The sequence below is a fragment of the Pseudomonas sp. GW821-FHT01A09 genome, from assembly GCF_058986725.1.
Map to the genome: position 1 here is coordinate 351,112 of NZ_JBYSWB010000002.1, position 24,939 is coordinate 376,050.

At 63.8% G+C, this 24,939-nt stretch carries 26 protein-coding genes; 10 read left to right on the forward strand and 16 right to left on the reverse strand.

The features are described 5' to 3' along the window. The first annotated feature begins 58 nt into the window (after positions 1–58). Positions 59–1,135 carry a 3-deoxy-7-phosphoheptulonate synthase gene (locus tag AC3WJP_RS03860; protein WP_493719899.1) on the forward strand — a complete coding sequence of 359 codons (1,077 nt, stop codon included), beginning with the start codon at positions 59–61 and terminating at the stop codon, positions 1,133–1,135. A 71-nt stretch (positions 1,136–1,206) separates the two neighbouring features. Here AC3WJP_RS03860 and AC3WJP_RS03865 read toward each other — a convergent pair whose 3' ends face one another. Next, positions 1,207–1,488, reverse strand: coding sequence for a GNAT family N-acetyltransferase (locus AC3WJP_RS03865; protein WP_493719900.1), 282 nt, complete (start codon positions 1,486–1,488; stop codon positions 1,207–1,209). Positions 1,489–2,005: 517 nt separating this feature from the next. Between AC3WJP_RS03865 and AC3WJP_RS03870 the strand changes: the two genes are divergently transcribed. Next, positions 2,006–2,257: an Lpp/OprI family alanine-zipper lipoprotein gene (locus tag AC3WJP_RS03870; protein WP_226506570.1), complete on the forward strand. Its 252-nt coding sequence runs from the start codon at positions 2,006–2,008 to the stop codon at positions 2,255–2,257. Positions 2,258–2,377: 120 nt separating this feature from the next. Here AC3WJP_RS03870 and AC3WJP_RS03875 read toward each other — a convergent pair whose 3' ends face one another. The 3 genes from AC3WJP_RS03875 to AC3WJP_RS03885 all read right to left on the reverse strand — a co-directional run bounded on the left by AC3WJP_RS03875 (position 2,378) and on the right by AC3WJP_RS03885 (position 4,463). After that, positions 2,378–3,349 (reverse strand): L,D-transpeptidase family protein, encoded by a 972-nt coding sequence (locus AC3WJP_RS03875; protein WP_493719901.1) that lies wholly within the window; start codon positions 3,347–3,349, stop codon positions 2,378–2,380. A 123-nt stretch (positions 3,350–3,472) separates the two neighbouring features. Continuing rightward, positions 3,473–3,766 (reverse strand): hypothetical protein, encoded by a 294-nt coding sequence (locus AC3WJP_RS03880; RefSeq protein ID WP_226506572.1) that lies wholly within the window; start codon positions 3,764–3,766, stop codon positions 3,473–3,475. Between the two features lie 91 nt (positions 3,767–3,857). Continuing rightward, positions 3,858–4,463, reverse strand: a complete 606-nt coding sequence (locus tag AC3WJP_RS03885) for an arylesterase (protein WP_493719902.1) — start codon at positions 4,461–4,463, stop codon at positions 3,858–3,860. Positions 4,464–4,474: 11 nt separating this feature from the next. On the opposite strand from AC3WJP_RS03885, the gene AC3WJP_RS03890 reads away from it, so the two are divergent. From AC3WJP_RS03890 to greB, 3 genes are read left to right on the forward strand one after another with little or no spacing between them, the layout of a single operon-like run. Further along, the gene (locus tag AC3WJP_RS03890; protein ID WP_493719903.1) at positions 4,475–5,161 is read left to right on the forward strand and encodes an ABC transporter ATP-binding protein; all 687 of its coding nucleotides are present in this window, start codon (positions 4,475–4,477) and stop codon (positions 5,159–5,161) included. Beyond that, entirely contained in the window at positions 5,161–7,668 is a 2,508-nt protein-coding gene (locus tag AC3WJP_RS03895) for an ABC transporter permease (RefSeq protein ID WP_493719904.1), read from the forward strand. The genes AC3WJP_RS03890 and AC3WJP_RS03895 overlap by 1 nt, the downstream gene beginning before the upstream one ends. A 9-nt stretch (positions 7,669–7,677) precedes the next feature. Beyond that, on the forward strand, positions 7,678–8,175 hold the full coding sequence (gene greB / locus AC3WJP_RS03900; protein WP_226506576.1) for a transcription elongation factor GreB: 498 nt from the start codon (positions 7,678–7,680) through the stop codon (positions 8,173–8,175). Here greB and AC3WJP_RS03905 read toward each other — a convergent pair whose 3' ends face one another. The 3 genes from AC3WJP_RS03905 to AC3WJP_RS03915 all read right to left on the reverse strand — a co-directional run bounded on the left by AC3WJP_RS03905 (position 8,176) and on the right by AC3WJP_RS03915 (position 10,777). Further along, the gene (locus tag AC3WJP_RS03905) at positions 8,176–8,484 is read right to left on the reverse strand and encodes a class I SAM-dependent methyltransferase (protein ID WP_493719905.1); all 309 of its coding nucleotides are present in this window, start codon (positions 8,482–8,484) and stop codon (positions 8,176–8,178) included. Between the two features lie 261 nt (positions 8,485–8,745). Continuing rightward, positions 8,746–9,180: a DoxX family protein gene (locus AC3WJP_RS03910; protein WP_493719906.1), complete on the reverse strand. Its 435-nt coding sequence runs from the start codon at positions 9,178–9,180 to the stop codon at positions 8,746–8,748. Positions 9,181–9,295: 115 nt separating this feature from the next. Next, positions 9,296–10,777 carry an MltF family protein gene (locus AC3WJP_RS03915; protein ID WP_493719907.1) on the reverse strand — a complete coding sequence of 494 codons (1,482 nt, stop codon included), beginning with the start codon at positions 10,775–10,777 and terminating at the stop codon, positions 9,296–9,298. Positions 10,778–11,091: 314 nt separating this feature from the next. Here AC3WJP_RS03915 and AC3WJP_RS03920 point away from each other — a divergent pair, with 314 nt between their 5' ends. Beyond that, positions 11,092–11,907 carry a TatD family hydrolase gene (locus tag AC3WJP_RS03920; protein WP_493719908.1) on the forward strand — a complete coding sequence of 272 codons (816 nt, stop codon included), beginning with the start codon at positions 11,092–11,094 and terminating at the stop codon, positions 11,905–11,907. A gap of 85 nt (positions 11,908–11,992) precedes the next feature. On the opposite strand, the gene AC3WJP_RS03925 is transcribed toward AC3WJP_RS03920, so the two are convergent. From AC3WJP_RS03925 to AC3WJP_RS03940, 4 genes are all read right to left on the reverse strand, one after another. Continuing rightward, positions 11,993–13,969 (reverse strand): transglutaminase TgpA family protein, encoded by a 1,977-nt coding sequence (locus tag AC3WJP_RS03925; protein ID WP_493719909.1) that lies wholly within the window; start codon positions 13,967–13,969, stop codon positions 11,993–11,995. After that, positions 13,966–14,949: a DUF58 domain-containing protein gene (locus AC3WJP_RS03930; RefSeq protein WP_493719910.1), complete on the reverse strand. Its 984-nt coding sequence runs from the start codon at positions 14,947–14,949 to the stop codon at positions 13,966–13,968. Before AC3WJP_RS03930 ends, AC3WJP_RS03925 begins: the two co-directional genes overlap by 4 nt. Continuing rightward, entirely contained in the window at positions 14,919–15,836 is a 918-nt protein-coding gene (locus AC3WJP_RS03935; protein ID WP_493719911.1) for an AAA family ATPase, read from the reverse strand. The genes AC3WJP_RS03930 and AC3WJP_RS03935 overlap by 31 nt, the downstream gene beginning before the upstream one ends. Positions 15,837–15,909: 73 nt before the next feature. Further along, on the reverse strand, positions 15,910–16,188 hold the full coding sequence (locus tag AC3WJP_RS03940) for a hypothetical protein (protein WP_226506583.1): 279 nt from the start codon (positions 16,186–16,188) through the stop codon (positions 15,910–15,912). A 157-nt stretch (positions 16,189–16,345) separates the two neighbouring features. Between AC3WJP_RS03940 and AC3WJP_RS03945 the strand changes: the two genes are divergently transcribed. Beyond that, positions 16,346–17,389, forward strand: a complete 1,044-nt coding sequence (locus AC3WJP_RS03945; protein ID WP_493719912.1) for a patatin-like phospholipase family protein — start codon at positions 16,346–16,348, stop codon at positions 17,387–17,389. Positions 17,390–17,502: 113 nt separating this feature from the next. Here AC3WJP_RS03945 and AC3WJP_RS03950 read toward each other — a convergent pair whose 3' ends face one another. Then, the gene (locus AC3WJP_RS03950; protein WP_493719913.1) at positions 17,503–18,189 is read right to left on the reverse strand and encodes a response regulator; all 687 of its coding nucleotides are present in this window, start codon (positions 18,187–18,189) and stop codon (positions 17,503–17,505) included. A gap of 300 nt (positions 18,190–18,489) precedes the next feature. Between AC3WJP_RS03950 and AC3WJP_RS03955 the strand changes: the two genes are divergently transcribed. The 3 genes from AC3WJP_RS03955 to xopAW all read left to right on the forward strand — a co-directional run bounded on the left by AC3WJP_RS03955 (position 18,490) and on the right by xopAW (position 21,226). Continuing rightward, positions 18,490–19,254, forward strand: coding sequence for a response regulator (locus AC3WJP_RS03955; RefSeq protein ID WP_226506586.1), 765 nt, complete (start codon positions 18,490–18,492; stop codon positions 19,252–19,254). Further along, positions 19,254–20,354 (forward strand): sensor histidine kinase, encoded by a 1,101-nt coding sequence (locus tag AC3WJP_RS03960; protein WP_493719914.1) that lies wholly within the window; start codon positions 19,254–19,256, stop codon positions 20,352–20,354. Before AC3WJP_RS03955 ends, AC3WJP_RS03960 begins: the two co-directional genes overlap by 1 nt. Positions 20,355–20,452: 98 nt before the next feature. Beyond that, entirely contained in the window at positions 20,453–21,226 is a 774-nt protein-coding gene (gene xopAW, locus AC3WJP_RS03965; protein ID WP_493719915.1) for a XopAW family type III secretion system calcium-binding effector, read from the forward strand. An 89-nt stretch (positions 21,227–21,315) separates the two neighbouring features. Here xopAW and AC3WJP_RS03970 read toward each other — a convergent pair whose 3' ends face one another. The 4 genes from AC3WJP_RS03970 to AC3WJP_RS03985 are packed head-to-tail and all read right to left on the reverse strand — an operon-like array spanning position 21,316 to position 24,933. After that, complete coding sequence (locus AC3WJP_RS03970; RefSeq protein WP_493719916.1) at positions 21,316–22,368, reverse strand: AI-2E family transporter; 1,053 nt, start codon at positions 22,366–22,368, stop codon at positions 21,316–21,318. Positions 22,369–22,413: 45 nt separating this feature from the next. Next, positions 22,414–23,217, reverse strand: coding sequence for a DUF4892 domain-containing protein (locus AC3WJP_RS03975; protein ID WP_493719917.1), 804 nt, complete (start codon positions 23,215–23,217; stop codon positions 22,414–22,416). Between the two features lie 49 nt (positions 23,218–23,266). Further along, the gene (locus AC3WJP_RS03980; RefSeq protein ID WP_493719918.1) at positions 23,267–24,118 is read right to left on the reverse strand and encodes an alpha/beta fold hydrolase; all 852 of its coding nucleotides are present in this window, start codon (positions 24,116–24,118) and stop codon (positions 23,267–23,269) included. Continuing rightward, positions 24,115–24,933: an alpha/beta fold hydrolase gene (locus AC3WJP_RS03985; RefSeq protein ID WP_493719919.1), complete on the reverse strand. Its 819-nt coding sequence runs from the start codon at positions 24,931–24,933 to the stop codon at positions 24,115–24,117. The genes AC3WJP_RS03980 and AC3WJP_RS03985 overlap by 4 nt, the downstream gene beginning before the upstream one ends. Positions 24,934–24,939: the final 6 nt, after the last annotated feature.

Below are 24,939 nucleotides of genomic sequence, written 5' to 3' on the forward strand. Positions count from 1 at the left end.
TGCACCGCCGTGTGGGGCATCGCTGGCGGACACCATCTGTGACCTGATGAGTAACACCATGGCTGATTTACCGATCAATGACCTGAACGTGGAGTCCAACGAGACCCTGATCACCCCCGATCAGCTCAAGAAGGACATCCCCCTCAGCGACGCCGCCTTGCATACGGTGACCCAGGGCCGTGCGGTGGTGCGCGACATTCTCGACGGCACCGACCACCGCCTGTTCGTGGTCATCGGGCCTTGCTCGATTCACGACATCAAAGCGGCACACGAGTATGCCCGGCGCCTCAAGGCCCTGGCCGAGGAAGTCAGCGACACGCTGTACCTGGTGATGCGCGTGTATTTCGAAAAGCCACGCACGACCGTCGGCTGGAAAGGCCTGATCAACGATCCATACCTGGATGACTCGTTCAAGATCCAGGACGGCTTGCACATCGGCCGTCAGTTGTTGCTGGACCTGGCGGAAATGGGCCTGCCCACCGCAACCGAAGCGCTGGATCCGATTTCGCCGCAATACCTGCAGGACCTGATCAGTTGGTCGGCGATCGGCGCGCGCACCACCGAATCCCAGACGCACCGGGAAATGGCCTCTGGCCTGTCCTCGGCCGTGGGCTTCAAGAACGGCACCGATGGCGGCCTCACGGTAGCGATCAATGCCTTGCAGTCGGTCTCCAGCCCGCACCGTTTCCTGGGCATCAACCCGCAAGGCGGCGTATCCATCGTCACCACCAAGGGCAACCCCTATGGGCATGTGGTACTGCGCGGCGGCAACGGCAAGCCCAACTACGATTCGGTCAGCGTCGCACTGTGCGAGCAGGCCCTGGAAAAAGGCGGCATCCGCCCGAACATCATGGTCGACTGCAGCCACGCCAACTCCAACAAGGACCCTGCCCTGCAGCCTTTGGTGATGGACAACGTCGCCAACCAGATCGTCGAGGGCAACAACTCGATCATCGGCCTAATGGTGGAAAGTCACTTGAACTGGGGCGCGCAATCCATTCCCAAGGACCTGGCCGACCTGCAATATGGCGTCTCGATCACCGATGCCTGCATCGACTGGCAAAGCACCGAGACCACCCTGCGCAGCATGCACGCCAAGCTCAAGGATGTGTTGCCGCGGCGAAAGCGCCGCTAAGGCTGCGACAAACGCAAAAACGCCGGGCTCAGCCCGGCGTTTTCATATAGCTGTGCAACCCGCGTCGGCAATTACAGCTTGGCAGCCTGGCGCTGGTGCAGTTCCATGTAGCGCTCGACATAGGAGCAGGACGGGATCACCACATAGCCCATGCGCTCGGCGTACTCGAGGGCTTCTTCGGTCAAGGCCGCGGCAATGCCCTGGCCGCGCAGCTCGTTCGGCACGAAGGTGCGGTAGATATCCAGCGTCTGCTTGCCAAGGTCCATATACGTCAGGTAGGCACGGTGACCGTCGACGATGGTCTCGAATTGATGACCAGCCTGGTCATGGTGAATGGACAACGCCTCGCTCATCATTACTCCTCGCGGGTCTTGGATTTTGACCGCTACCTTACCGCTGTTTTATCGGTGAGGGAAACCTCTGTTCGATCAACGCTCATTCATTGCCACTAGAGCATGCTTTGCCACTAGAAGGCAGCGACAAGAGCAGATCGAAGACAGCGGTGTCGTTCTCAGTCATATGGGTGACGCATAAAACAGCGATTCCCCATGGTTGCAAACGTGACACTGGATTGCATGTTGGTTAAGACGCTGGCAGACACTTAAAGTCACTTATGGTTCAGTAGCGATCAGTCTAGTTCAACCTGGCATTCTCTGCCGGGCTGCCGGTTTGACGGGGGATTCCCGGAACAACAACGCCACCCGGAGGTCTGCATAAGTGCGGGATGAAGCATGACACATCAAGCAGCAGGATTTTTTTTGCTTCTTGCGCTTCGTCAGTTTACTTACTACAAGTAATGAGTACTATGTACGCCGGCCATTGTCTCACTCTCGAGAGATGGCTATTAAATAGAAATTTAAGGGGAACACGATGAATAACGTTCTGAAATTCTCTGCTCTGGCCCTGGCCGCCGTTCTGGCAACCGGTTGCAGCAGCGCATCCAAAGAAACCGAAGCTCGCCTGACCGCTACCGAAGACGCTTCGGCTCGTGCTCAAGCCCGTGCTGACGAAGCTTATCGTCACGCCGACGAAGCTCTGGCTGCTGCTCAAAAAGCTCAGCAGACTGCCGACGAAGCCAACGAGCGCGCTCTGCGCATGCTCGACAAGGCCAGCCGCAAGTAATAATCCCCTGGATTATGGCTTCAGCATGAAAAAGCCGCCCCTTCTCGCGAAAGGGCGGCTTTTTTGTGGACGCCTGCAGGATGACATTCAAGGCCTGAGTCAGCCTTGAATGCCCCGCGCTCAAGGCGCGGTCGGCGTCGACGAGATCACCGGCCCACCCGGCGCCGCGATCTCTACCGGCATACCATCTTCGGCAGCGATCACATCACGCATGGTGTCCCAGTTCATGTTCAGGCTGCCGGCCAGATCCTTGCGATTCAACAGGGCATTGACCACTGCGGCGTGCTTGTCTTCGTGGGACGGATCCCCCTTGGCATCCAAGGGCGTGTGCGCTTCGAGATAGACCTTGCCGGCGCTGATACCGAACTTGTACGGCTCGTTGATGATGCGCACCGGCGTACCGATCGGCACCATGGTCGCCAGCTCGAGCACGTTGTTGTTGTACATGCGGAAGCAGCCATGACTGGTGCGCATGCCGATGCCGAACTTCTTGTTCGAACCGTGGATCAGGTAACCCGGCAAGCCCAGACCGAACTTGAACGGCCCCAGCGGGTTGTCCGGTCCGGCGGGCACCACGTTAGGCAACGGATCGCCATCGGCCAGGTGTTCGGCCTTGACCGACGCTGGCGGCGTCCAGGTAGGGTTTGGGGTTTTCGCGGTGATCTTGGTCAGGCCGATGGGGGAGCCCCAGCCATCACGACCGATACCGATCGGATACGTACGCACCACGTTCTGCCCCTTGGGGTAGTAGTACAGGCGGTACTCGGCCAGGTTGATGACGATCCCTTCCCGAGGGCCCGGCGGCAGAATGAAGCGCGTCGGCAGCACGATCTGGGTACCGGCGCCGGGCAGCCAGGCGTCGACGCCGGGGTTGGCGGCGATCATTTCCAGATAACCGAGATCGAAGGTGGTGCCCAGGTCGGCAAAGGTGTCTTCGTACTTGGCCTTGATCACCTGGACCTGACCGACGATGTCTTCGCCAGGCGGCGGCAAGGGAAACTCCAGCGCCATCGCCGAGGTGGCGGACAACACACCAGTCAGGCCAGCAGCCAGAGAAAGAGCGCGGGTGACGACGGAAAAGCGCGGCAACATCCGGAAAATCCTTCGCAAATCATTCGGGAGGGCAAAACCGCGATTGTACACTGCCCTCCCGCCCTTCGGGAGGCCGCCGAGCAGCCATGAGAGCGCCCTTCATGAAACTTTCTACAACTGCGACTACAACTCCGACTGCAGCTCTGGCCAGATCGGCCGGGTGCCCTTGCGCTGCGCCATCAGAATTGCCCGGCACAGCCGACACAGGCGCTGGTCGCGGTAGATAGCCTTGGCCACCCCGGACCACCGCGGCTGCGCCGGCAACAAGGTGCCGCACAGGGTGCGATCGATCGAGCCACCCAGCTCCAGCTGCCGCGCCACCATATGCACACGACTTTCCTGGCAGGCGAACAGGTCGAGTTGCTCGTCAGGCTCGATCAGTTGGTAGGCAAAAAGTGACCAGGCGGGACGCGGCATCGGGGGCTCCAAATCGGGGGCGCCACATTAGCCGAAAGGGCCCGCATAGAAAAGGGGATCATCAGCAAATATGAGCGCCAGTCCGAGCCGCCTACAGCAATGGCTTGAGCACCGGCCAGACGTTATCCAGCAACATCCCCTGCGCCCCTGCCGCCGGGTGCAGGCCATCCGCCTGCATCAGAGCCGGCACCCCGCCGACGCCCTGAAGAAAAAACGGCACCAACGCCACGGACTTCTGCTGCGCCAGATCCGCATAGACCTTGGCGAACGCATCGGTGTAGCGCTTGCCGTAGTTAGGCGGCAGTTGCATGCCCAGCAGCAGCACCTTGGCACCCACGCCTCTGGCGCTGTCGATCATCATTGAAAGGTTTTGTTGCAATTGCGCGGGCGGCTGACCGCGCAAGCCATCGTTGCCTCCCAGCTCGAGGATCACCAGGTCCGGCTTGTTGGCGGCAAGCAGCGGTGCCAGCCGCGCCTGGGCGCCACCGCTGGTGTCACCGGTGATCGAGGCATTGACCACTTTATCGCTGAAACCCTCGTGCTCAAGCCGTTGCTGCAGCAGCGCGACCCAGCCCTTGGAGGTATCCAGGCCGAAACCGGCACTGATACTATCGCCCACGATCAGGACTGTACCCGCCGCGGCATTCTGCGCCAGACACATCAAGGCCAGGCCAGCACTCATCAACCAGACACGCATCGGGAATCTCCATGACCACTCGTAGCATTCTCACCGCGCAGGACCTGAGCAAGGTCGTGCCCAGCGCGGAAGGCGAACTGACCATCCTGCACCATCTTTCCCTGGATTTGAAGCAAGGCGACAGCCTGGCCATCGTCGGCGCCTCCGGCTCGGGCAAATCGACCCTGCTGGGGCTGCTCGCCGGCCTCGATTTGCCCAGTGCCGGGCGCGTGACCCTGGCCGGGCGCGACCTGAGCACCCTCGACGAAGACCAGCGCGCCCGCGTGCGCGCCGAACATGTGGGCTTCGTGTTCCAGTCGTTCCAACTGCTCGACAGCCTCAATGCCTTGGAAAACGTCATGCTGCCGCTGGAACTGGACGGTCGCAGCGACGCCCGCGAACGTGCCCGCGGCCTGCTCGAACGGGTCGGCCTGGGCGCACGCCTGAGCCATTCGCCACGTCAGCTGTCCGGCGGCGAGCAACAGCGGGTAGCCATCGCCCGCGCCTTCGCCGCCGAACCCGACGTGCTATTCGCCGATGAGCCCACCGGCAACCTCGACAGCCATACCGGTGAACGCATCAGCGACTTGCTGTTCGAACTCAACAAGGAGCGCGGCACCACTCTGGTGCTGGTCACCCACGACGAGCGCCTCGCGCACCGCTGCCACCGCTTGATTCGCCTGGACGCCGGACGTCTGGTCGCCCCTCTGGAGCCTTGATGACTCGCCTGCCCCTGCCGCGCCTGTTCAGCCTCGCCCTGCGCCAACTGTTGCGCGACGCCCGTTCCGGCGAGCTGCGTGTGCTGTTTTTCGCCCTGCTGGTGGCCGTGACCGCCAGTACCGCCATCGGCTATTTCGGCGCTCGCCTGAACGGCGCCATGCTCCTGCGCGCCACCGAATTCCTCGGCGCCGACCTGGTGCTGCAAGGCTCCAGCGCAGCGCGGCCCGAACAGCTCCAGGCACCGACACTGGCGCACGCGCGGGTGGCGGAATTCACCAGCGTGATCGCCACCGACAGCGGCATCCAGTTGTCGAGCATCAAGGCCGTCGACAACCGCTACCCCTTGCGTGGCGAACTCAAGAGTGCCGCCCAAGCGTATGGCGCCGAGACCGCCGGCGGCCGCCCCGCACCCGGTGAGGCCTGGGTCGAGCCGCGTCTGCTGGCGGCCCTGAACCTGAACATCGGCGACAGTATCGATGTCGGCCAGAAGACCCTGCGCCTGAGTCGGGTGCTGACCTACGAGCCGGATCGCGCCGGCAACTTCTACAGCCTGACGCCACGGGTGATGATCAATCTCGATGACCTGCCCGCCACCGGCATCATCCAGCCCGGCAGCCGCGTGACCTATCGCGAGCTGTGGAGTGGCCAGCCCGACGTGCTGGCCGCGTGGCGCCAGACGCTGGCCGAACACCTCGATCCCAACCAGCGCCTGCTCGACTCCCGCGACAGCAACCAGCAGATCGGCGGCGCCTTGGGCAAGGCCGAGCGCTACCTGAACATGGCCAGCCTGGTCGCGGTGCTGCTGGCCGGTGTCGCGGTGGCGCTGTCGGCCAGCCGCTACGCCATGCGCCGCTTCGACGCCAGCGCGCTGTTGCGCTGCCTGGGGTTGTCGCGCCGTGAGGTCATGCTGCTGTTCTGCATTCAGCTGGCCGTGCTCGGCGGCCTGGCCTGCGTTGCTGGCGCCTTGCTCGGCTGGGTCGCGCAACTGGGGCTTTTCGCTCTGCTGCAAGGCCTGTTGCCAGGCACCTTGCCAGCGGGCGGGGCGCTGCCGGCACTGGCGGGTATCGCCACCGGCCTGGTGGCGCTGGCCGGTTTTGCCTTGCCGCCACTGGCCGGCTTGGGCCGGGTTCCACCGTTGCGCGTGCTGCGCCGGGACATGCTGCCGGTGGCCACCAGTACTTGGGCGACTTACGGCGTCGCACTGCTGGCGCTGGGGCTGATCATGTGGCGCTTGAGCCTCGACCTGCTGCTGACCTTCGCCCTGCTCGGCGGCGGGCTGATCGCCGCCCTGCTGCTGGGAGGGCTGTTGCTGCTGGGCCTGCAAAGCCTGCGCCGCCTGCTGGTCGATGCCCCGCTGCCCTGGCGTCTGGGGCTGGGCCAATTGCTGCGCCATCCACTGGCCGCCGCCGGCCAGGCGCTGGCGTTCGGTCTGATCCTGCTGTCGATGGCGCTGATCGCGCTGCTGCGTGGCGAACTGCTGGATACCTGGCAGAACCAGTTGCCCAAGGATGCGCCGAACTACTTCGTGCTCAATATCCTGCCCGCTGAAAAGCAGGCGTTCGCTGATCATCTGCGCGATATCTCCGCGCGCGCCGCCCCCTTGTATCCGATCGTGCCGGGGCGTCTGACCAGCATCAATGGCAAGCCCGTGGCCGAGTCTGTCACCGCCGATTCGCGCGGCGAAAACGCTACGCAACGGGATCTCAGCCTGACCTGGTCCGCGGATCTGCCCAGCGGCAACCGCATCACCGCAGGGCAATGGTGGAGCACCACCACCACCGCCGCTGCCGACAGTGCGGTGCCGGGTGTCTCGGTCGAGGCGAAACTGGCCGACAGCCTGAAGCTGAAACTGGGCGATACCCTGACCTTCAACGTCGGCGGCATGATCCGCGACGTCAAGGTCACCAGCCTGCGCGACGTCAGCTGGGACAACTTCCAGCCCAACTTTTTCATGATCTTCCAACCCGGCACCCTCAAGGACCTGCCGACCACCTACCTCACCAGCTTCTATCTGGCGCCGGGTCACGACCAACAAATCGTTGAACTGGCGCGGGCCTTCCCGGCGGCGACGTTACTGCAGGTCGAGGCCCTGCTCGAACAACTGCGCAGCATTCTGGCCCAAGTCACCCTGGCGGTGGAGTATGTGCTGCTGTTCGTCCTGGCAGCAGGCATGACGGTGCTGTTTTCGGGCTTGCAGGCGACCCTGGACGAGCGCATCCGCCAAGGCGCACTGCTCCGGGCCTTGGGTGCGGAGCGGCGTTTGCTGGTCAAGGCGCGGCGCATCGAATTCGGCCTGCTGGGCGCGGCCAGTGGCTTGCTGGCGGCGCTGGGCACCGAGTTGATCAGTTGGGTGCTGTATCGCTTCGCCTTCCACCTGCAATGGAGTCCGCATCCCTGGTTGCTGACATTGCCGCTGATAGGCGCACTGCTGATCGGCGCTGCCGGTATATTCGGCACACGCCGGGCGTTGAATGCCAGCCCATTGACGGTGCTACGTGAAGGTTAAGGACAGGTCGTGAGCGAGAACAAGGTTTTCAGTACCAAGATCATCACCCGCGAGGGTCATGAAGCCCTGAAAAAAGAGCTGGACTACCTGTGGCGCGAGTACCGCCCGGAGATTACGCAAAAGGTGGCCTGGGCGGCCTCGCTCGGCGATCGCAGCGAGAACGCCGACTACCAGTACAACAAGAAACTGCTGCGCGAAATCGACCGCCGCGTACGCTACCTGCGCAAACGCCTCGAAGACATGCGCGTGGTCGACTACGCCCCCGAACAGGAAGGCCGGGTGTTTTTCGGTGCCTGGGTGGAGATCGAAAACGAAGCCGGTGAAACCAAGCGCTTTCGCGTGGTCGGCTACGACGAGATCTACCAGCGCATGGACTACATCTCGATCGATTCGCCAATGGCCCGAGCGCTGCTGAAAAAGCAGGTCGATGATGAAGCCATGGTGCAGACCCCGACCGGCGAGGTGTGCTGGTGGATCACCCTGATCGAGTACAACAAGGCGCAGTGATCAGGACAGCTTGATCAGGCCCTGCCGGGCGATGCGAGTGATGTGGCCCAGCACATCTTCACGCTGCTCGGCGCTGGGCGCCTGCACTACCGCCAGATCGAAGCGATCGGTGGCGAAGCCGGCCAATGTGGCGGCGTCATCGGTGAACTGGATCAAAAAGGCGCTGGGCTTGCCGCCACGGCGTGGCCAGCCGTCGAGGCAGCGCAGCAAGGTCGGCTGATGACTGCCAGCGAGAAGAATACGGGGGTTGCGGGCGACCGGGCTCGAAGTGGCAGGAGCCGTTGACAGGTCGGGGCGCGCGTTGCTCATGCTTGTGATCTCAGCCTCCAGATTCCGCTTGGCAGCGGTGGGAGGCAACACCGAACCAGCGCTTTAGCGGTATTTGACGAGCCTGTGGCCCATCGGCGCCCCGCAAGTAGCTGTTTAAATCGGCGCAAGTGGCAATGCTAGAGAAGCTGGCCTATGGCTGTCAACACCTGTAGCGGGGGGGCTTGCCCCCGAAAATCGAGTCAGCGACATCATCGCCACTGACGCAATGATCGGGGGCAAGCCCCCCCGCTACAGCGTTATTCAGCGGGCGATCACGCGATCCAGCGACAGTTTGCCTGCGCCTTCGAGGAGCACCGCCACCGTACCGCCCAGCAGCGCCAGGGCGAACTCGTAGCCGTTGTTGGCCATGAACAGGCCGTTGTGGATGTGTACCGAGAGGATCGCCACGATCAGAGTGATCGACAGCACCGCCGCCGCTGGCCGCACCAGCAGGCCGAACACCAGCGCCAGGCCACCGAAGAATTCCGCACCACCCGACATCAGGGCCATCAGCAGGCCAGGGGCCAGGCCGATGCTTTCCATCCACTGCGCGGTACCGGTCAGGCCATAGCCGCCAAACAGGCCGAAGAGTTTCTGCGAACCATGGGCAGCGAAGATAACGCCGACGGCGATGCGCAGCGCGGTGATGCCCCAGTTGGCGCGAGTGGTCAGTGCGGTTTTGATCAGTGTGTTCATGGTGGCGTCCTGTGTCTCGATTCGAGTGAATGTCTGTGTTGGACGCCATATTAATCAAATATACGGATAATTAAAGCGCAATAAACCCAATATTACTATCGATAAAGTTGATAGATCAGCGTTCCGCCAGCTTCCGTCCCTGGGGCTCCAGGGATTCGCGCTCGCGATCGAAGGCCAGGTAGTACTTGTTCACGCTGTTGACGTAGCTGACCGGCCCCATGCCCACCTGCTCCATGGCCACGCGCTCGACCTGGAAGAACCAGCGGTCCGGGTTCAGGCCGCGCTTGCGGGCCTCGGCGCGCATGGCCTGAACGCGCTCCGGGCCGAGGTTGTATGCCGCCAGCACAAAGGCCATGCGCTCGCGTTCGTTGAGTTTCTGGCTGGAGAAGAACTTGCGCTGCAGCATCGCCAGGTACTTGGCCCCGGCCTGCACGTTGTTGTCGACTTGCTGGATGTTACCCACACCGACCCGCTGCGCCGCGGCCGGGGTAATCTGCAATAGCCCGGTAGCGCCACCGGCGCCGCGGGCCGATGGATTGAGCGCCGACTCCTTGAACGCCAGCGCGGCCAGGTTCAACCAGTCCATGCCCTGCTGGTGCGCCGTGCGCTGCAACAGCGGGCGCAGCTGTTCGAGGCGGCGGCGATCGGCGCTAGCCAATGGATAGTGAACTTTGTACAAACGCGCGTAGGCTTTGACGAACGCCGTGTCCTGGTCGGCCGGCGCCTGGTAAGCGCCGACGAAGCGGTCCACCGTGGCACTGAGCAGCGGCGCGTTGGCGCGGGTGAACCAGCTGATATGGCCGGGGCTGTCGAGGGTCGCCTTGCGCTGCAGGCGCAGGTTGGGCATGACCTTGGCCCAACGCTCGGCGATGGGTTGCTCGACAGCGGTGTAGGGGTAGATACCGGCCTGGACCATCTCCAGCACGTCCTCGACCGCCAGACTGCCATCCACCCACTCGACCTGCACCGGCCGTTGGTGACGCTGCGCGAGCCGGTCGTTGATCACCTTGATCGCCTCCCCCGCCGCACTGCCGGCGGGCAGTGCCAGGGTGCGACCGGACAACTGCTCGATGCGAGCGAAGTTTCTCTCGCCCTTGTTGCCCACCACGATCATTGGCGCATGCTCGACCGTCGGCGCACTGGCGATCAGCCCCTGGAGGGCGGCGGCATCGACGCTCTCACCCGGCGCGGCGACGTCACCCTCGCCACGCTGCAAGGCGGCGAGCAGTTGCTCCTTGGGCTTGGGGATCAGCTTGAGATGGATGCGCTGCGCCGGGCTGGCGTGGCCGTTGAGGTAGGTTTCGAACGCCCGCAGCCGCAGGTTCTCGACACCGATCAGCTTGCCGTCAACCTCGCCCGAGCTGTTGCGGCTCTGGTTGACCAGCACGCGCAAGGTCTTGCTGCGGCGAATCTCGTCGAGATCGCGCACCTTGGCGGCGGCTGCCTTATGAACGGCCACTTGATGAGGCGCGCCTTTATGTCCGGCTGGCTTGTCACGCGCAGCGGCCGAATCGGCATGGGGCGCCGCCCCGGCCACCGCCGCCACAGGCAGCAGCAAACCCAGGCAGGCCAGGATCAAACGTGAGGGACGAGTCATCCGCTCTCCAGAAAAGTAGCCGGCATCGCTTGCGCACAAAGTTGTGTCGACCGTTGTCGTCGATAGCCAGGCCATCTACTTTCCCCGGGGCAACTCAAGTGCTGCAAAACGACGCAAGGCGCCACCAAAACCGCAACTTCCGGGCAGACTGGACCGGTGCTCGTGAACCTATCAACCCCGACAGCGCCCTCCCGGCGCCGCAGCCATGGTCATGATTCGCCGCAACAGACCGCCTTAACCTCTTGAAGTTCTTGGCTTTAATTAAAATTATCCAGCTCTGGTATGCTTTTCGGCCTCCTGCCTGAGGTAGCACCATGCAACTCATCGACATCGGCGTCAATCTTACCAATGCAAGTTTTGCGCACATCCAGCCCGACGTGCTCGAGCGCGCCTACGCCGCCGGGGTCTGCCAACTGCTGCTCACCGGCACCAGCATCGACGGTAGCGAACAGGCGCTGGAACTGTGCGAACAGCTCGACGAATCCGCCCTGCGCCTGTTCGCCACGGCGGGCGTTCACCCCCACAGCGCCAGTGACTGGAACGCCGACAGCGAGCAGCGTCTGCGCGCCCTGCTGGCCCATCCGCGGCTGCGCGCAGTAGGCGAATGCGGGCTGGATTTCAATCGCGATTTCTCGCCCCGCGCGCAGCAGGAGAAAGTCTTCGAGCGGCACCTGGCACTGGCGGTGGAACAGCGCCTGCCGGTATTCATTCACGAGCGCGATGCCAATCAGCGCCTGCTGGAGATCCTCAAGGATTACCGCGATCAGCTGACGGCGGCAGTGGTGCATTGCTTTACCGGCGAACAGCGAGCCCTGTTCAGCTACCTCGATCTGGACCTGCACATCGGCATCACCGGCTGGATCTGCGATGAGCGCCGCGGTACCCATCTGCATCCACTGGTGCGCGAGATCCCTCGCGGGCGTTTGATGCTGGAAAGTGATGCGCCGTATCTGCTGCCCCGCTCATTGCGGCCCAAGCCGAAGAATGGCCGCAACGAACCGGCGTATCTGCCAGAGGTACTGCGTGAAGTGGCGCTGCATCGTGGCGAGACCGAGGCCGATGTGGCGCAGCACACCACGGCCTGCGCGCGGAAGTTCTTCGCCTTGCCAGCCATCGAAACCCCCGCCTGAACCCTGTAGCGAGGGGGCCTGCCCCCGATAAATAGCTCATCCACATCGGTGTAGCTGACACCCTTTTCGGGGGCAAGCCCCCTCGCTACAGGGGTGGGCGGGGTTTTCTGGCGGCGCGGCGCAATTCGACAAGGCGCTTGCCGAGGATCGCAGGCGAAGCGGCTTCACCGCCGTAACGCTGGGCAACGAAGGCTTGGGCGAATCCGCTGATCGCCGCCGCTTGCTCGGGCAGCGCCAGCGCCGCCCGTTCGGCGAACGCCTGCGGGCCCTCGCCCGCTTCGCGTCGCAGGCCATGGCGGGCCAGCAACCGCTCGAATTGCTGGAACTGGCGCAGCGCGGGCTCCTGCCGCGCGCGCCAGGGCTTGAGCAGCACCAGGGTCAAGATCAACATGATCAGCACCCCGCCCACCGGCAATACCCACGCTGCCAGCCCCTTGAACCAGCTCAGCATCAAAGCGCCCTGTTGCTCGGCCTGATACCCCAGCACCCAGCGCTGCCAGCCGTAGTTGAGGTTGTCCCAGCCCAGACGCAGGTCATTGAGCCAGGCCAGATTGGAGTAGCGCAGCGGCGAGAATGGCGAGTCCGGCAGAAAGTCCTCGTCGCTGGCCAAGGCCTCGGCCAGACCCGACTCGATGCGTTGCGGCGCCACGGCGAAGGTCGGGTCGACGCTGCGCCAACCCTGCCCTGGCTGCCAGTACTCGACCCAGGCATGGGCGTCGTACTGGCGCACGGTGATGAACTTGCCCGCCGGGTTCAGTTCGCCGCCCTGATAACCCGCCACCACCCGCGCTGGAATTCCTGCGGCCCGCAGCACATAGACCATGGCGCCGGCGAAGTGCGCGCAGAACCCGCGGCGGCTGTTGAACAGAAAATCATCCACCGCGTCCACTCCAAGCGCCTGGGGCTTGAGGGTGTAGTGGTAGTCCTGGTCATGAAAATGGCCGAGCAACGCTTGCACCAGCGCCGGCGCCTGCGGATAACGCGCCTTCAAGTCCTGGGCCCAGGCACGGGTGCGGGGATCGCCGCTGTTTGGCAAGCGCAACGCCTGGATGCGCTCGATATCGCTCAATGGCTGGGGGTCACGCAGCGTTGTGGGCCAGGAACTCAAGCTGTAGCCGAACGGCTGGCTGATCGGCCGTTGACGGCGCAGGGCGAAATCACTGGACTGCCGAACATCGGCACTGGGCGGTTGAGCCACATCCAGCGCCACCATCCACGGCTGCCCGCTGACCTCTTGAATGACCCGATAGCGCCAGGCCTCCCCCTGCGGCTGCCACGGATGTACGGTGCTCAGGCCTACGGAGGAAGACTGACTCCAGCGCCGACCGTCATAGCGATCCAAGGTAAGCACGCGCCAGTACAATCGATCATGCGCCGGTATCGGCGTGTCGAAGCTGACTCGGAACGCCACGGCGGGCGAACGGCTCAGCTCGGAGATATCGGCCGCCGACATGCTGTCGCTGAGGCCGGTCTGCGCTTGATTGCCCGGCATCGGCAACGACCACAGTGGCGGCAACCGCGGGAAGAACACGAACAGCAACAGCATCAATGGCAGCGCTTGCAGCATCAGCACCGCCGCCGTGCGCAGCGTCGCCAGTGGATCGGCCACCAGACGCGCCTGCTGCAGACCGATCAGCGCGGTCAGCAACGCCGTCACCGGCAACAGGCTGTACAGCGCCCACGGCAGGCTGTCGTCGAATAGATAGCCGACCACCACGCAAAAGAAGCCCAGCAGGATCAGCACCTGGGCATCGCGCTGGCTGTGCATCTCCACCAGCTTGAGCAAAAAGGTTGCGACCAGTAACGCCGCCGCCGTCTCCAGCCCCAACAGGTGCCCGCTGGACAGGTAGACACACACGGCAGTCACCAGCAGCAATCCGGCCTTCAACCACTTGCCGGGAATGGCCGCGCGCATGCGAAACATCTGCACGCGCCACAGGCTGCACCCCAGCCACAGGGCAATCATCCACGGCGGCAGCTGGAAGCAGAACGGCAGCATCACCAGCGCCTGCGCCAGCAACAGCCACCCCAGGCTGATGCGCGGGATAGCCACGACGCTCATGCGCCCTGCCCGTACAGCGCCAACGCACGCAGGCAGGCTTCGCGGTGTGCCTCGCCGCTGGCGCTGGCAATCGATTGCCCAGGCAGTTGCAAGGAGAACGCCCGCTGCTGCGCCGACAACGTCAGCACCCAGTAGCAAAGGCGCGACAGGCGCTGTTCGACATCGCCGCCCAGCGCCAGGAAGTCCAGGCTCAGGTCGCGCCCGCGCAGCTCGGCGAACTCCTTGATCAACAAGGCACCACCACGGGACCAGGCTTTCCAGTGCAGACGCCGCCACGAGTCCCCCGGCTGATACTCCTTGAGCCCCTGATAATCATCGACGCCCTGCCCGAGGGTGCGCACGCCTTCGTCCTCGACATCCGTCGGCGCGCTGGCCAGGGTCGGCAATTCACCCTCCAGCGGCTGTGGATAGACCAGCACCCGCTGACCCGGATCGATCCAGCTCCAGGCGCGCAGCACGCCCAGCGGAAAGCTGGTCTCCACACACACCCGCGGAGCCGCCAGCCAGCCACGCTTGTCGCTGGACAGGTCGAGCTGCAACTCCATGACGTGACCGATATCGATGTCCACCCGCTGCTGGCTGTTGCGCGACCATCCCGCGGCAATCGCCTGGTGCTGTTTGTCACGGCTCTCGAGGCGCAAGGTGAAGCGCGCCTGCTCGCCGACGAATACCGACTCCGCGGCCACACCACTGACCCACAGCCCGGCCAGATTGCGGAAGGTATGCAGGATGGCGACGACGAAAATCGAGCCCAGCAGGAATACCAGCGCATAGGCCAGGCTGTTCTGGTAATTGATGGCGGCCAACAGCATCAGCAGCAGCGTCACCAGAAAGCTGGCGCCGAGGCGATTGGGCATGATGAAGATGTGCCGTTGGGTCAGTTCGAGGCGCGCCACCGGCGGCGTGCGTCGCGCCTGCCAGCGCCGCCAGCGACGGTCCAGCGCGGCGATCAAAGCGTCGGCACCTCGCGCAGCAGCCATTGCACCAAGGCGCTGCCACCCTGCCCGGTGGGGTCGGCGCGCTCGCGCAGGCGATGACTCACTACCGACGGCAACACGGCTTGCACGTCTTCGGGTATCACGTAATCGCGCCCGACCACCAGCGCCCAGGCCCGCGCCGCAGCCAGCAGCGCCAGGCTGCCGCGCGGGGACAGGCCCCAGGCGAACTGCGGCTGGGTGCGTGTGGCTTCGACCAGGCGCAGCACGTAATCGACCAGCGCATCGCTGACGCGCACGCGCTTGGCCAGGGCCTGCAACTCGGCGAGCTGCGCATGGCTGAGCAACGCCGTCATGCGCGGTAGCAGATCCCGTCGTGCCTCCCCGAGCAGCAAGGCTTTCTCCGCCGCCTTGGCTGGATAGCCGAGGGACAGGCGCATGAGAAAGCGATCGAGCTGCGACTCCGGCAAGGCGAAGGTGCCGCCCTGACTGGTGGGGTTCTGGGTGGCGATGACGAAGAACGGTTGCGGCAGCGGACGGGTCGCGCCTTCGATGGTCACCTGCCCTTCTTCCATGGCTTCGAGCAGGGCGCTCTGGCTCTTGGGCGTGGCGCGATTGATTTCGTCGGCCAGGATCAACTCGGCGAAGATCGGCCCGGGGTGAAACACGAACTGGCCGCTGTCCTTGTCGAACACCGAGGTGCCAAGGATATCGCTGGGCAGCAGGTCGGAGGTGAACTGGATACGCTGAAAGCTCAGGCCCAGCACTTTAGCCAAAGTATGGCTGAGGGTAGTCTTGCCCATGCCGGGCAGATCTTCGATCAACAGATGACCGTCGGCAATCAGGCAGGTCAGCGCCAGACGGACCTGGACCTCCTTGCCCAGCAGTATTTCGTTGACGGCTTGCAGACAGCCTTCCAGTGCATGACGCATGGCTCGACGCTCCCTGTACCGATAGCCCAAGGCGTCTGCCGTCAGATTGACAGCAGACGCTCACTGCGGACGATCAACGCCCGGCGCGAGACTCGCGAATGTAGAAGCGTGCCTTCTCGGCCTTGCTGTCGCAACCCTCGAACGCTTCGACCTGCTGTTGGGTCTTGGCGCCGGTCAGCAGACCCAGGGCCTTGGAGTAGCTGACAGTCCCGGCAAAACCTTCGGCCTTGGCCAGGTCCAGCTCGTGCCAGGCGGCGTCCAGATTGGTCGCGCAGCTATCGCGGTAAGCTGTCTTGCCGGCGCAACCCGTCAGTACCAAAGCGAACAACGGCACACAGATCCAGGCTTTCATGGGTGACACCTCGAAAAAAAACATAGGGTAGTGCGCCATCAGACGATTCACCTAGCGATAAGTGCCGTTCGTCCGCCGTTTTCACCTTGTATTTCATCCGCTCAAGCGGCCGATGCGTGGCATGCTGAGGGCATTGCGGCGAAAGGGGGATCGATCGATGAAAAAGCGAGTGGCGTTGGTGCTCGGCTCTGGCGGTGCGCGGGGTTATGCGCACATCGGTGTGATCGAGGAGATCGAGCGACGCGGCTATGAAATCGCCTGCATTGCCGGGTGCTCCATGGGCGCGGTGGTGGGGGGCATCTACGCCGCCGGCAAACTCGATGACTACCGGCGCTGGATCGAGAGCCTGGACTACCTCGACGTGCTGCGCCTGGTGGATGTCAGCTTCAAGCTGGGCGCCATTCGGGGCGAGAAGGTGTTCGGGCAGATCCGCAAGATCGTCGGCGAGGTCAACATCGAGGACCTGCGCATCCCCTACACCGCCGTCGCCACCGACCTGACCAACCAGCAGGAGATCTGGTTTCAGGAAGGCTGCCTGCACCAGGCCATGCGCGCTTCGGCGGCGATCCCGAGCCTGTTCACCCCGGTGGTGCAAGGCAATCGCACGCTGGTCGATGGCGGCCTGTTGAATCCGCTGCCGATCGTGCCGGTGGTGTCCAGCCACTGCGACTTGATCATCGCGGTAAACCTCAACTCCACTCAGCAGAATCACTACAAGTTGCCAGTGATCGAACGGCCGGCGGCATTCCGTTTGCGCTTCGATCAACTGCTCAGCTCGTTGGGCTCGCACTTGCCGTTTCGGCGCAAGCAGGCCGAGCAGCTGCTGCGTTTGGAGCAGCAGACGCTGCAGGCCGATGCCGCAGTGCTGCCCAATCCGTGGCTGGGCGAAGCGGCCAACCCCGCCGCACAACAACCGGCCGCCGCGCCGCAGGCCGAAGCCGCGCCCAAGTCCGCGACCGGCTCGGTAGTCATCGACAATGTCGGCCCGGCCTCACTGCTGGATCTCATCAACCAGAGTTTCGAGGTGATGCAGACCTCGCTGGCGCAGTACAAGATCGCCGGCTATCCACCGGATGTGCTGATCAATGTACCCAAGCGGGTGTGCCGGTTCTTCGAGTTCTACAAGGCGCCGGAGCTGATCGCTCTGGGCCGGGAGATCGCCAACGATACGCTGGACAACTATGAAGCACAGAAACACTGAACATCTGTAGCGAGGGGGCTTGCCCCCGAAAAACGCCGGCCGCATGGACAGGCTATCGACTGGCCCGTTTTCGGGGGCGAGCCCCCTCGCTACAGGGATCTCGGTGCGCACCACTAAAGCAACCGATACCCCACCCCGGGCTCGGTGACGATGTAGCGCGGCGCAGTGGGATCGTCGCCAAGCTTGTGGCGCAGATGGCCGACCACAATGCGCAGGTAGTGGCTGTCCTCGGCATGGCTTGGGCCCCAGATGTCCTTGAGCAACTGCTGCTGGGTCAGCACACGGCCGGCATGCTGGGTCAATAACGCCAGCAGCGCGTACTCCTTGCGGGTCAAGGTGATCGCTTGCCCCGCCAGCGACACCTGCCGGGAGGCCAGATCGATGCTCAGTTCGCCCCGCGTCAGGATCGCCGAGCCGTTGCCCGGCACCACCGCGGCCTGGCGCAGCAACACCCGCACCCGGGCAAGAAACTCCTGGATACCGAAGGGCTTGCTCACGTAATCATTGGCGCCGCCATCGAGCGCCTCGACCTTGTCACTCTCCCCGGCACGCACCGACAACACCAGCACCGGTACCGCCGACCACTGGCGCAGCTCGCGCAACACCGTCTGGCCGTCCATGTCCGGCAGGCCGAGGTCGAGCACCACCAGCGCCGGGCTGGCCAGCGCCGCCTGCGTCAAGCCCTCTTCGCCGCTGCCGGCTTCGATCACCTTGTAGCCTTGGGAGCTGAGGCTGATGCGTAGAAACTTGCGGATCTGCGGCTCATCGTCGATGACCAGAATGGTGGGGGGCTGACTCATGGTTCAGGCATCTTCCAAATCGCCGGGCTGGCGCTGCAGCGGCAAGCATAAAGTGATGCAGGCGCCTTGACCATCGATGTCCTGCGCGTCGATCGCAAGTAAAAAAACCGTCTTCTGAAAAAATGTAACTAGACTGATACATTCAGGAAATGCCCGGCATACTTATCCCCTGTACCGTCCGGCCGACCGGACGCTGCAGTCGACAGATCGCACGCTCTTTGCGACCCGCAACTGTCCTGCACATTACACCCCGCCGCCCGCCGCGAGGCCGGCAGCCCTACCAGGCAGATGACCGCAAGCATGCAGAACTCCCCGATCTCCTCCAGCGATGCCAGCAAAGCTTCCCTCGGTGAAGACGAAAAACGCTGGAACACCCGCGCGCTGATCGTCGACGACGATGTGCCGATTCGCGAGTTGCTGATCGACTACCTCGCCCGCTTCGGCATCCTAGGTTTTGGCGTGACCGATGGTGAAGGCATGCGCCAGGCACTGCAGGAAGACGTTTTCGACGTGGTGGTGCTCGACCTGATGCTGCCCGGCGAAGACGGCCTCTCGCTGTGCCGCTGGCTGCGCGCCGAGTCGGACATCCCGATCCTCATGCTCACCGCACGCTGCGAGCCGACCGACCGCATCATCGGCCTGGAACTGGGCGCCGACGATTACATGGCCAAGCCTTTCGAGCCCCGTGAACTGGTGGCGCGTATCCAGACCATCCTGCGGCGGGTGCGTGACGATCGTAGCGATCAGCGCGGCAACGTGCGTTTCGACAACTGGCGCCTGAACAGCGTGCTACGCCAGCTGATCTCCGCCGATGGCCTGGTGGTGCCGTTGTCCAACGCCGAATTCCGCCTGTTGTGGGTCTTCCTCGAGCGGCCGCGCCGAGTGTTGAGCCGCGAACAACTGCTGGACGCCGCCCGCGGTCGCTCGATCGAGGCCTTCGACCGCAGCATCGACCTGCTGGTCTCGCGCCTGCGACAGAAACTCGGTGACGACCCCAAGGCTCCGCAACTGATCAAGACCGTGCGTGGCGAAGGCTACCTGTTCGACGCGAGAGAAATTGGCTGATGCGAGGCGATACGCTGTTCGCCAGACTGTTCGGCGTCTCCCTTGCCGCGATCGTACTCGCCCACCTACTGGCGTTCCTGTGGTTCCAGGCCTATGGCGGCCCACCGCCGCCCCCGCCACCGCCGCACATGCAACCGACCGAGTCGTTCGCCGACAGCGACAACCAGACCGCCGACGAAAAGATCGCCGAATTCGAACGCAACGAACACCTGCGCCCGCGTCCCCGGCCCTGGTGGAGCGGGCCTCTGGTGCCGTTCGTGTTCCAGTTCATCATGCTGATCATCGCCGCGTGGTACGGCGCCAAGCTGCTGTCGCGACCCATCCAGCGTTTCAGTGACGCCGCCGAACGCCTGAGCGAAAACCTCGACGCCCCGGCGCTGGAAGAAACCGGCCCCAGTGAGGCGCGCCGAGCGGCCAGCACTTTCAACCTGATGCAACGGCGCATTCGCGAGCAGGTGCAGCAACGCTCGCGCATGCTCGGCGCGGTGTCCCACGACCTGCGCACGCCGCTGTCACGCCTCAAATTGCGCCTGGAGCAGATCGACAACGAGAAACTCCAGGGCCAGATGCGCCAGGATCTGGACGACATGATCGGCATGCTCGACTCGACCCTCACCTACCTGCATGAGCAACGCACCAGCGAGGCCCTGCAGCGCTACGACCTGCAAGCGCTGGTGGAATCATTGTGCGAGAACGCCGAAGACAACGGCGCGCTGGTCGAAGCCCGTGGTCAGTGCGCACCGTTGCAGACGCAGCCCATGGCGCTGCGCTCATGCCTGAGCAATCTGTTGGACAACGCCCTGCGCTACGCCGGTGCGACGCAGATAGAAATCACCGATGGCGCGACCCAGGTGGTGGTGCGGGTGATCGATCACGGCCCGGGAATCAGTGCCGACAAGCGCGAAGCGGTGTTCGAGCCGTTCTTTCGTCTCGAAGGCTCGCGCAATCGAAATTCCGGCGGCGTTGGGCTGGGAATGACCATCGCCAGAGAAGCCGCTCATCGCCTCGGCGGCAGCCTGAGCCTCGAGGAAACCCCTGGCGGAGGCCTGACGGCCGTGGTTCGCCTGCCTCGCGGCGAACAGCCGGTGCTGCGAACCTAGCGCCGCCGATACAATCGCCACACACGCTGGACATACTTTGTTGCAATTCTCCATGAGCCGGTGGACCGTCACCGGCCCAACACAGGGGAGCATGCCCAATGATCAGTGGCATCAGCAGTTCTTCGAGCTATTACAGCTCACTCAGCAGCACCAACAGCACGACCAGCACCACCACCAGCGCAGAGGCCGCCAGGAAGTTCCAGGAGCAGCTGTTCGCCAGCCTGGACACCGACGGCGACGGTTCGGTCAGCAGCACCGAGCTGAGCACTGCGCTGTCCACCAGCGAAAGCAGCGGCGATAAAGGCCTGAGCGGGATTCTGGTGAGCTTGAGCCAGAACTTCAGCAAGCTCGACGGCGACTCCAGCAGCGACCTGAGCCTGGATGAGCTGGAAGCGGGCACACAGCCACCTGCGAATGGCCCCGGCGACAGCCAGATGGTCGACGATCTGCTGGCTTCACTGGACAGCGATGGCGACGGCTCGGTCAGCAGCGACGAGTTGAGCACCGCGCTGACCAACGCTGGCAGCAGCACCGACAGCAGCAAGGTGTTTTCGGCCCTGGACACCAACAAGGACGGCACCATCAGTGCCGACGAGTTGGCCGCTGCCATGACCCCGCCGCCACCGCCGGTGCAGAACTCCAACTCGACGTCCAGCGACGCCCTGTTCAGCGCTCTCGACAGCGATGGCAACGGCAGCATCTCGGCCGCCGAATTGAGCAGCGCAATGAGCAACGACGGCTCCAGCAGCTCGGACAGCAGCACCCAGAGTGAAACGTCTGCAGCGCTGAGCAAACTGATCGCCAGTATCAATCGCGAGTATCAGTTGGATAACAGCCAGAGTGTTGGCAGCCAGTTGAGCGCGTCTGCCTGACACTCCCTGTAGCGAGGGGGCTTGCCCGCGAAAATCATGAACCAGCGACCTTGCATCGCCTGGCATTTTTTCGGAGGCAAGCCTCCTCGCTACAGCGGATTAGTGTTATCAGACCGCGTACGCGTCCAGTCCATCAACAGACTGTAGGCCACCGCCAGCAACGTCGGGCCAATGAACAGCCCGATGAATCCGAATGCCAGCAACCCGCCGAACACCCCCAGCAGCACGATCACCAGCGGCAGATCGCCGCCCCGGCTAATGAGATATGGCTTGAGCACGTTGTCCACGCCGCTGATCACGAAGGTCCCGTAGACCCCGAGAAAGATCGCCATCCCATAGTCACCCTTCCAGGCCAGCCACAAGGTTGCCGGCACCCACGCCAGCGGCGGGCCCATCGGGATCAGGCTGAGCATGAAGGTGACGATCCCCAGTACCAGCGCACCTGGCACGCCGGCAATCAAGAAGCCGATCAGCGCCAGCAGCGCCTGCGCGGCCGCCGTACCGATCACGCCGTTGACCACCCGCTGCACCGTGCCGGCCACCAGCTCCAGGTAGTAGCCGCCACGCTCGCCGATCAGACGCTCCAGCAAGCGCAGCACAAAGGCTTCGACCCTAGGCCCGTCGCGGTAGAAGAAGAACACGAAGACCAGGCTCAGGGTCAGCTCCAGCAGGCCGCCGCCCACTTGCGCACTGCGCGCCAGCAACCAGTTGCCGACCTGACCGAAATACGGCTTGGCGCTTTGCAGCAAGGCCGCGCCCTGCTGATCGATGCTCTCCCAGGTCTGCAACAGGCGTGGCCCGATCAGCGGCAGATCACCCAGCCAGCTCGGTGCCGTCGGCAGCCCATCGACCTGCACGTCACGAATGAACGCAGTGGCGTCACGCACATGATCGACCAGATTGAACCCCAGCCACACCAGCGGCAGGATCACCAGCAGCATCCAGCCACAGGTCAGTATCGCCGCCGCCAGGGTTTCCCGGCCACCCAGCCAGCGGGTCAACAGGCGCATCAACGGCCAGCTGGCATAGGCGAGGATCGCGCCCCAGAGCAGCGCCGAGGCGAACGGCATCATTACCCACAGGCACGCGCCCAATAACGCTAGCAAGAGAATCTGGACCAAGAGTCGGTCGGTATTGAGCATGCTGGGCTCCACCCTGGAGAAAGCGTTACAGCTGCAGCCACAGGCTCAGCGAATCAATGAGATATGCAGCCCTGGCTGTTCCAGAGCGCCCAGTTCGAGGCGGGTTTGCCGTACGCCGGCGGCTACCAGCGCCGCTTGCCAGGCTGCGGCACCCTGCCCGGCCAATGTGACCCGCAGGCTGCTGTCCAGGTTCAGTGCCCGGCTCAACAAGGTCACCCAGGGCGCAGCGGGCGCGGAGGCCAGCGCCGGATAATCGAGCATGCCGGTACCGCGCAGTTCGCTCAGCACGGTGGCGGCGGTCGGCAACACTTCGCCCAGCGGCGCATCGGCGACGAATTGTTCGACATGCATCGACACGCGCCGGTTGCCCCGGGTAACGGTATAGACCGCCAGCAGCGTATCGGCGTCGGGTGCGGGCAAACGCAGGAGGAAGAAGCCTTGCTGCTCATCACCGCCGAGCAAGCGCGCATTACGGAAGATCTCGTTGGCCCACAGGCTGCTTTCACCGCAGTCCCGCGCCTCGCACCAGAACAGTAACTGCGTGCCGGGGGTATGCAGGGTTTGCCGAGCGGCAGCGAACGCTTCCTTGGCACTGCGCTCGACCGGCAGTTCATAGGTCACCGAGCTGACCTGGCCACGGGCGTTGATCTGCGATTCCATACGCAGCTGTCCGCTGATCTTGCGCAATGCCCCCAAGGGGTAGATGCGCTCCTGCTCGGTGGCGGCGCGCTGATCGATGACCTTGGCATCGACCTCATGCACCCGCGCATCGACGTCGACGGCCCAGGCAGCCGGCACGGCCAGCGATGAAAGCAACAGCGCGAGGCTGGCCAGATGAGGCTTAATCATGGTTGTCTCCATTTCAACCCGCCAAGCCTCGGCAGTTCACTGGAGCAAGTCAAGGAACGGCGAAGAATCTATTGATACAGTCTGCTACAAGATCGGCACCGTCTTCATCGTTGAGGTGCAAATGGTGACCACCTGGCAGAAACACCGGAGTCCAGGGCAAACGTGCCAGCAACTCGGCCTCCTGGGCCAGGCGCCCGTCCTGGGCGACGATCAACTGCACCGGGCACTCGATGGCATGGATGAACGCCAAGGCCTGATCTTCGCTCAGGCGTACCGGCGAACTGAGCATCAGACGCGAATCGCTGCGCCAGGTAAATCCGCCCGGCACCGGCATCAAGCTGCGCTCGCCGAGCAGTTCGGACGCCTCTCGCGATACGGCGACATGGCCTTTCATCCGCGCTTCGACGGCCCGCGCCAGGGTTGGATGCACGGTCTTGCGCTTGCGTCCCAGCGCCAACTGCTCGCGCAGCGCCGCTCCCATCCGCGCCACCGGATCATGGGGCAAGGGGTTCGGCGGCACGATGCCGTCGATCAGCACGATCCGCTCGATCCGCTCTGGTACGGCCCCGGCAACCAGGGTCGAAACGATCGCGCCGAGTGAATGCCCTATCAGGGAAAATTGCTCCCAACCCAACTGCTCGGCCGCCTGCAGCACATCGTGGGCGTAATCCCACAGCGCATAGCTGGCGCCCGCCGGACGGTGGTCGGAAAACCCGTGCCCGGCCATGTCCAGCGCAACGATGCGCACCCCCTTCAGGCGCGGAGCCAGGCGGGCGAAGCTGTTGGCATTGTCGAGCCAGCCGTGCAGCGCCAGCACCGGCTGGCCGTCCTCGGGCCCGAAGACGTGGGCGGCCAACTCGATATGCGGCAAGGTCAATCTCAGCTCTTGCGCGGCCTTCATGCGGATGACTCCTGGCAGTTGACGGAGGCTGACGTCTGCCAGCGGGTAATGACATCACGGATCAACGCGGCAGTCTGCAGCGGCCGCTCGAGGGGAAACATGTGTCCACCGGGCATGCCATGGAACTCCCCCCGCTCCAGACGCTGCGCTGCCCGCGCATGATGGCGCATTACCACCTGACTCTGCACCCCGCCCACCAGCGCCAGCGGCACTTGCAACTGCTGAAGGCGCGCCGGGCGCAGATGCGGAACGCTGCGATAGATGCTGATTTCCGTGGCCGGATCGAAGCGTAGCCGTAAACCCCGACCCTCGGCGCGCAATCCATGCTGCAGATAGGCTTCAAGGCATTGTGCATCGAAATCACGAAACAGCGCCTTGCCGGCGAAATACTCGCGGGCGCTGGCCAGGTCGCTGAATTCTTCGCGCCGCCCCAAGGTGCGACCGGCGGGCGTCAGGCGATCGATCAAGCCCAGGCGTTTGGCGGCGCGGATCACCCACTGATCGCGTTTGGTGAGCAGCGGCGAATCGAGCATGATCACCCCCCGATACAGCTCCGGACGCCGCAACGCGGCGTGCAGTTGCAGTACCCCGCCCAGTGAATGCCCCACACCCCAGATCGGCTCGGGCTGTGCCTCCAGGTGCAGGATCAGTTCGTCCACCAGGCTGGTCCAGTTATCGTCGACGGGAAAGCGCGGATCATGGCCGTGCACTGGCAGGTGGACCACCGTGAATTGTGGTGCGAGGGCGGCGAACAGCTTGCCGTAGGTAGCGGAGGGAAAGCCATTGGCGTGGGCGAAGAACAGGGGCTGCGGCATACACTT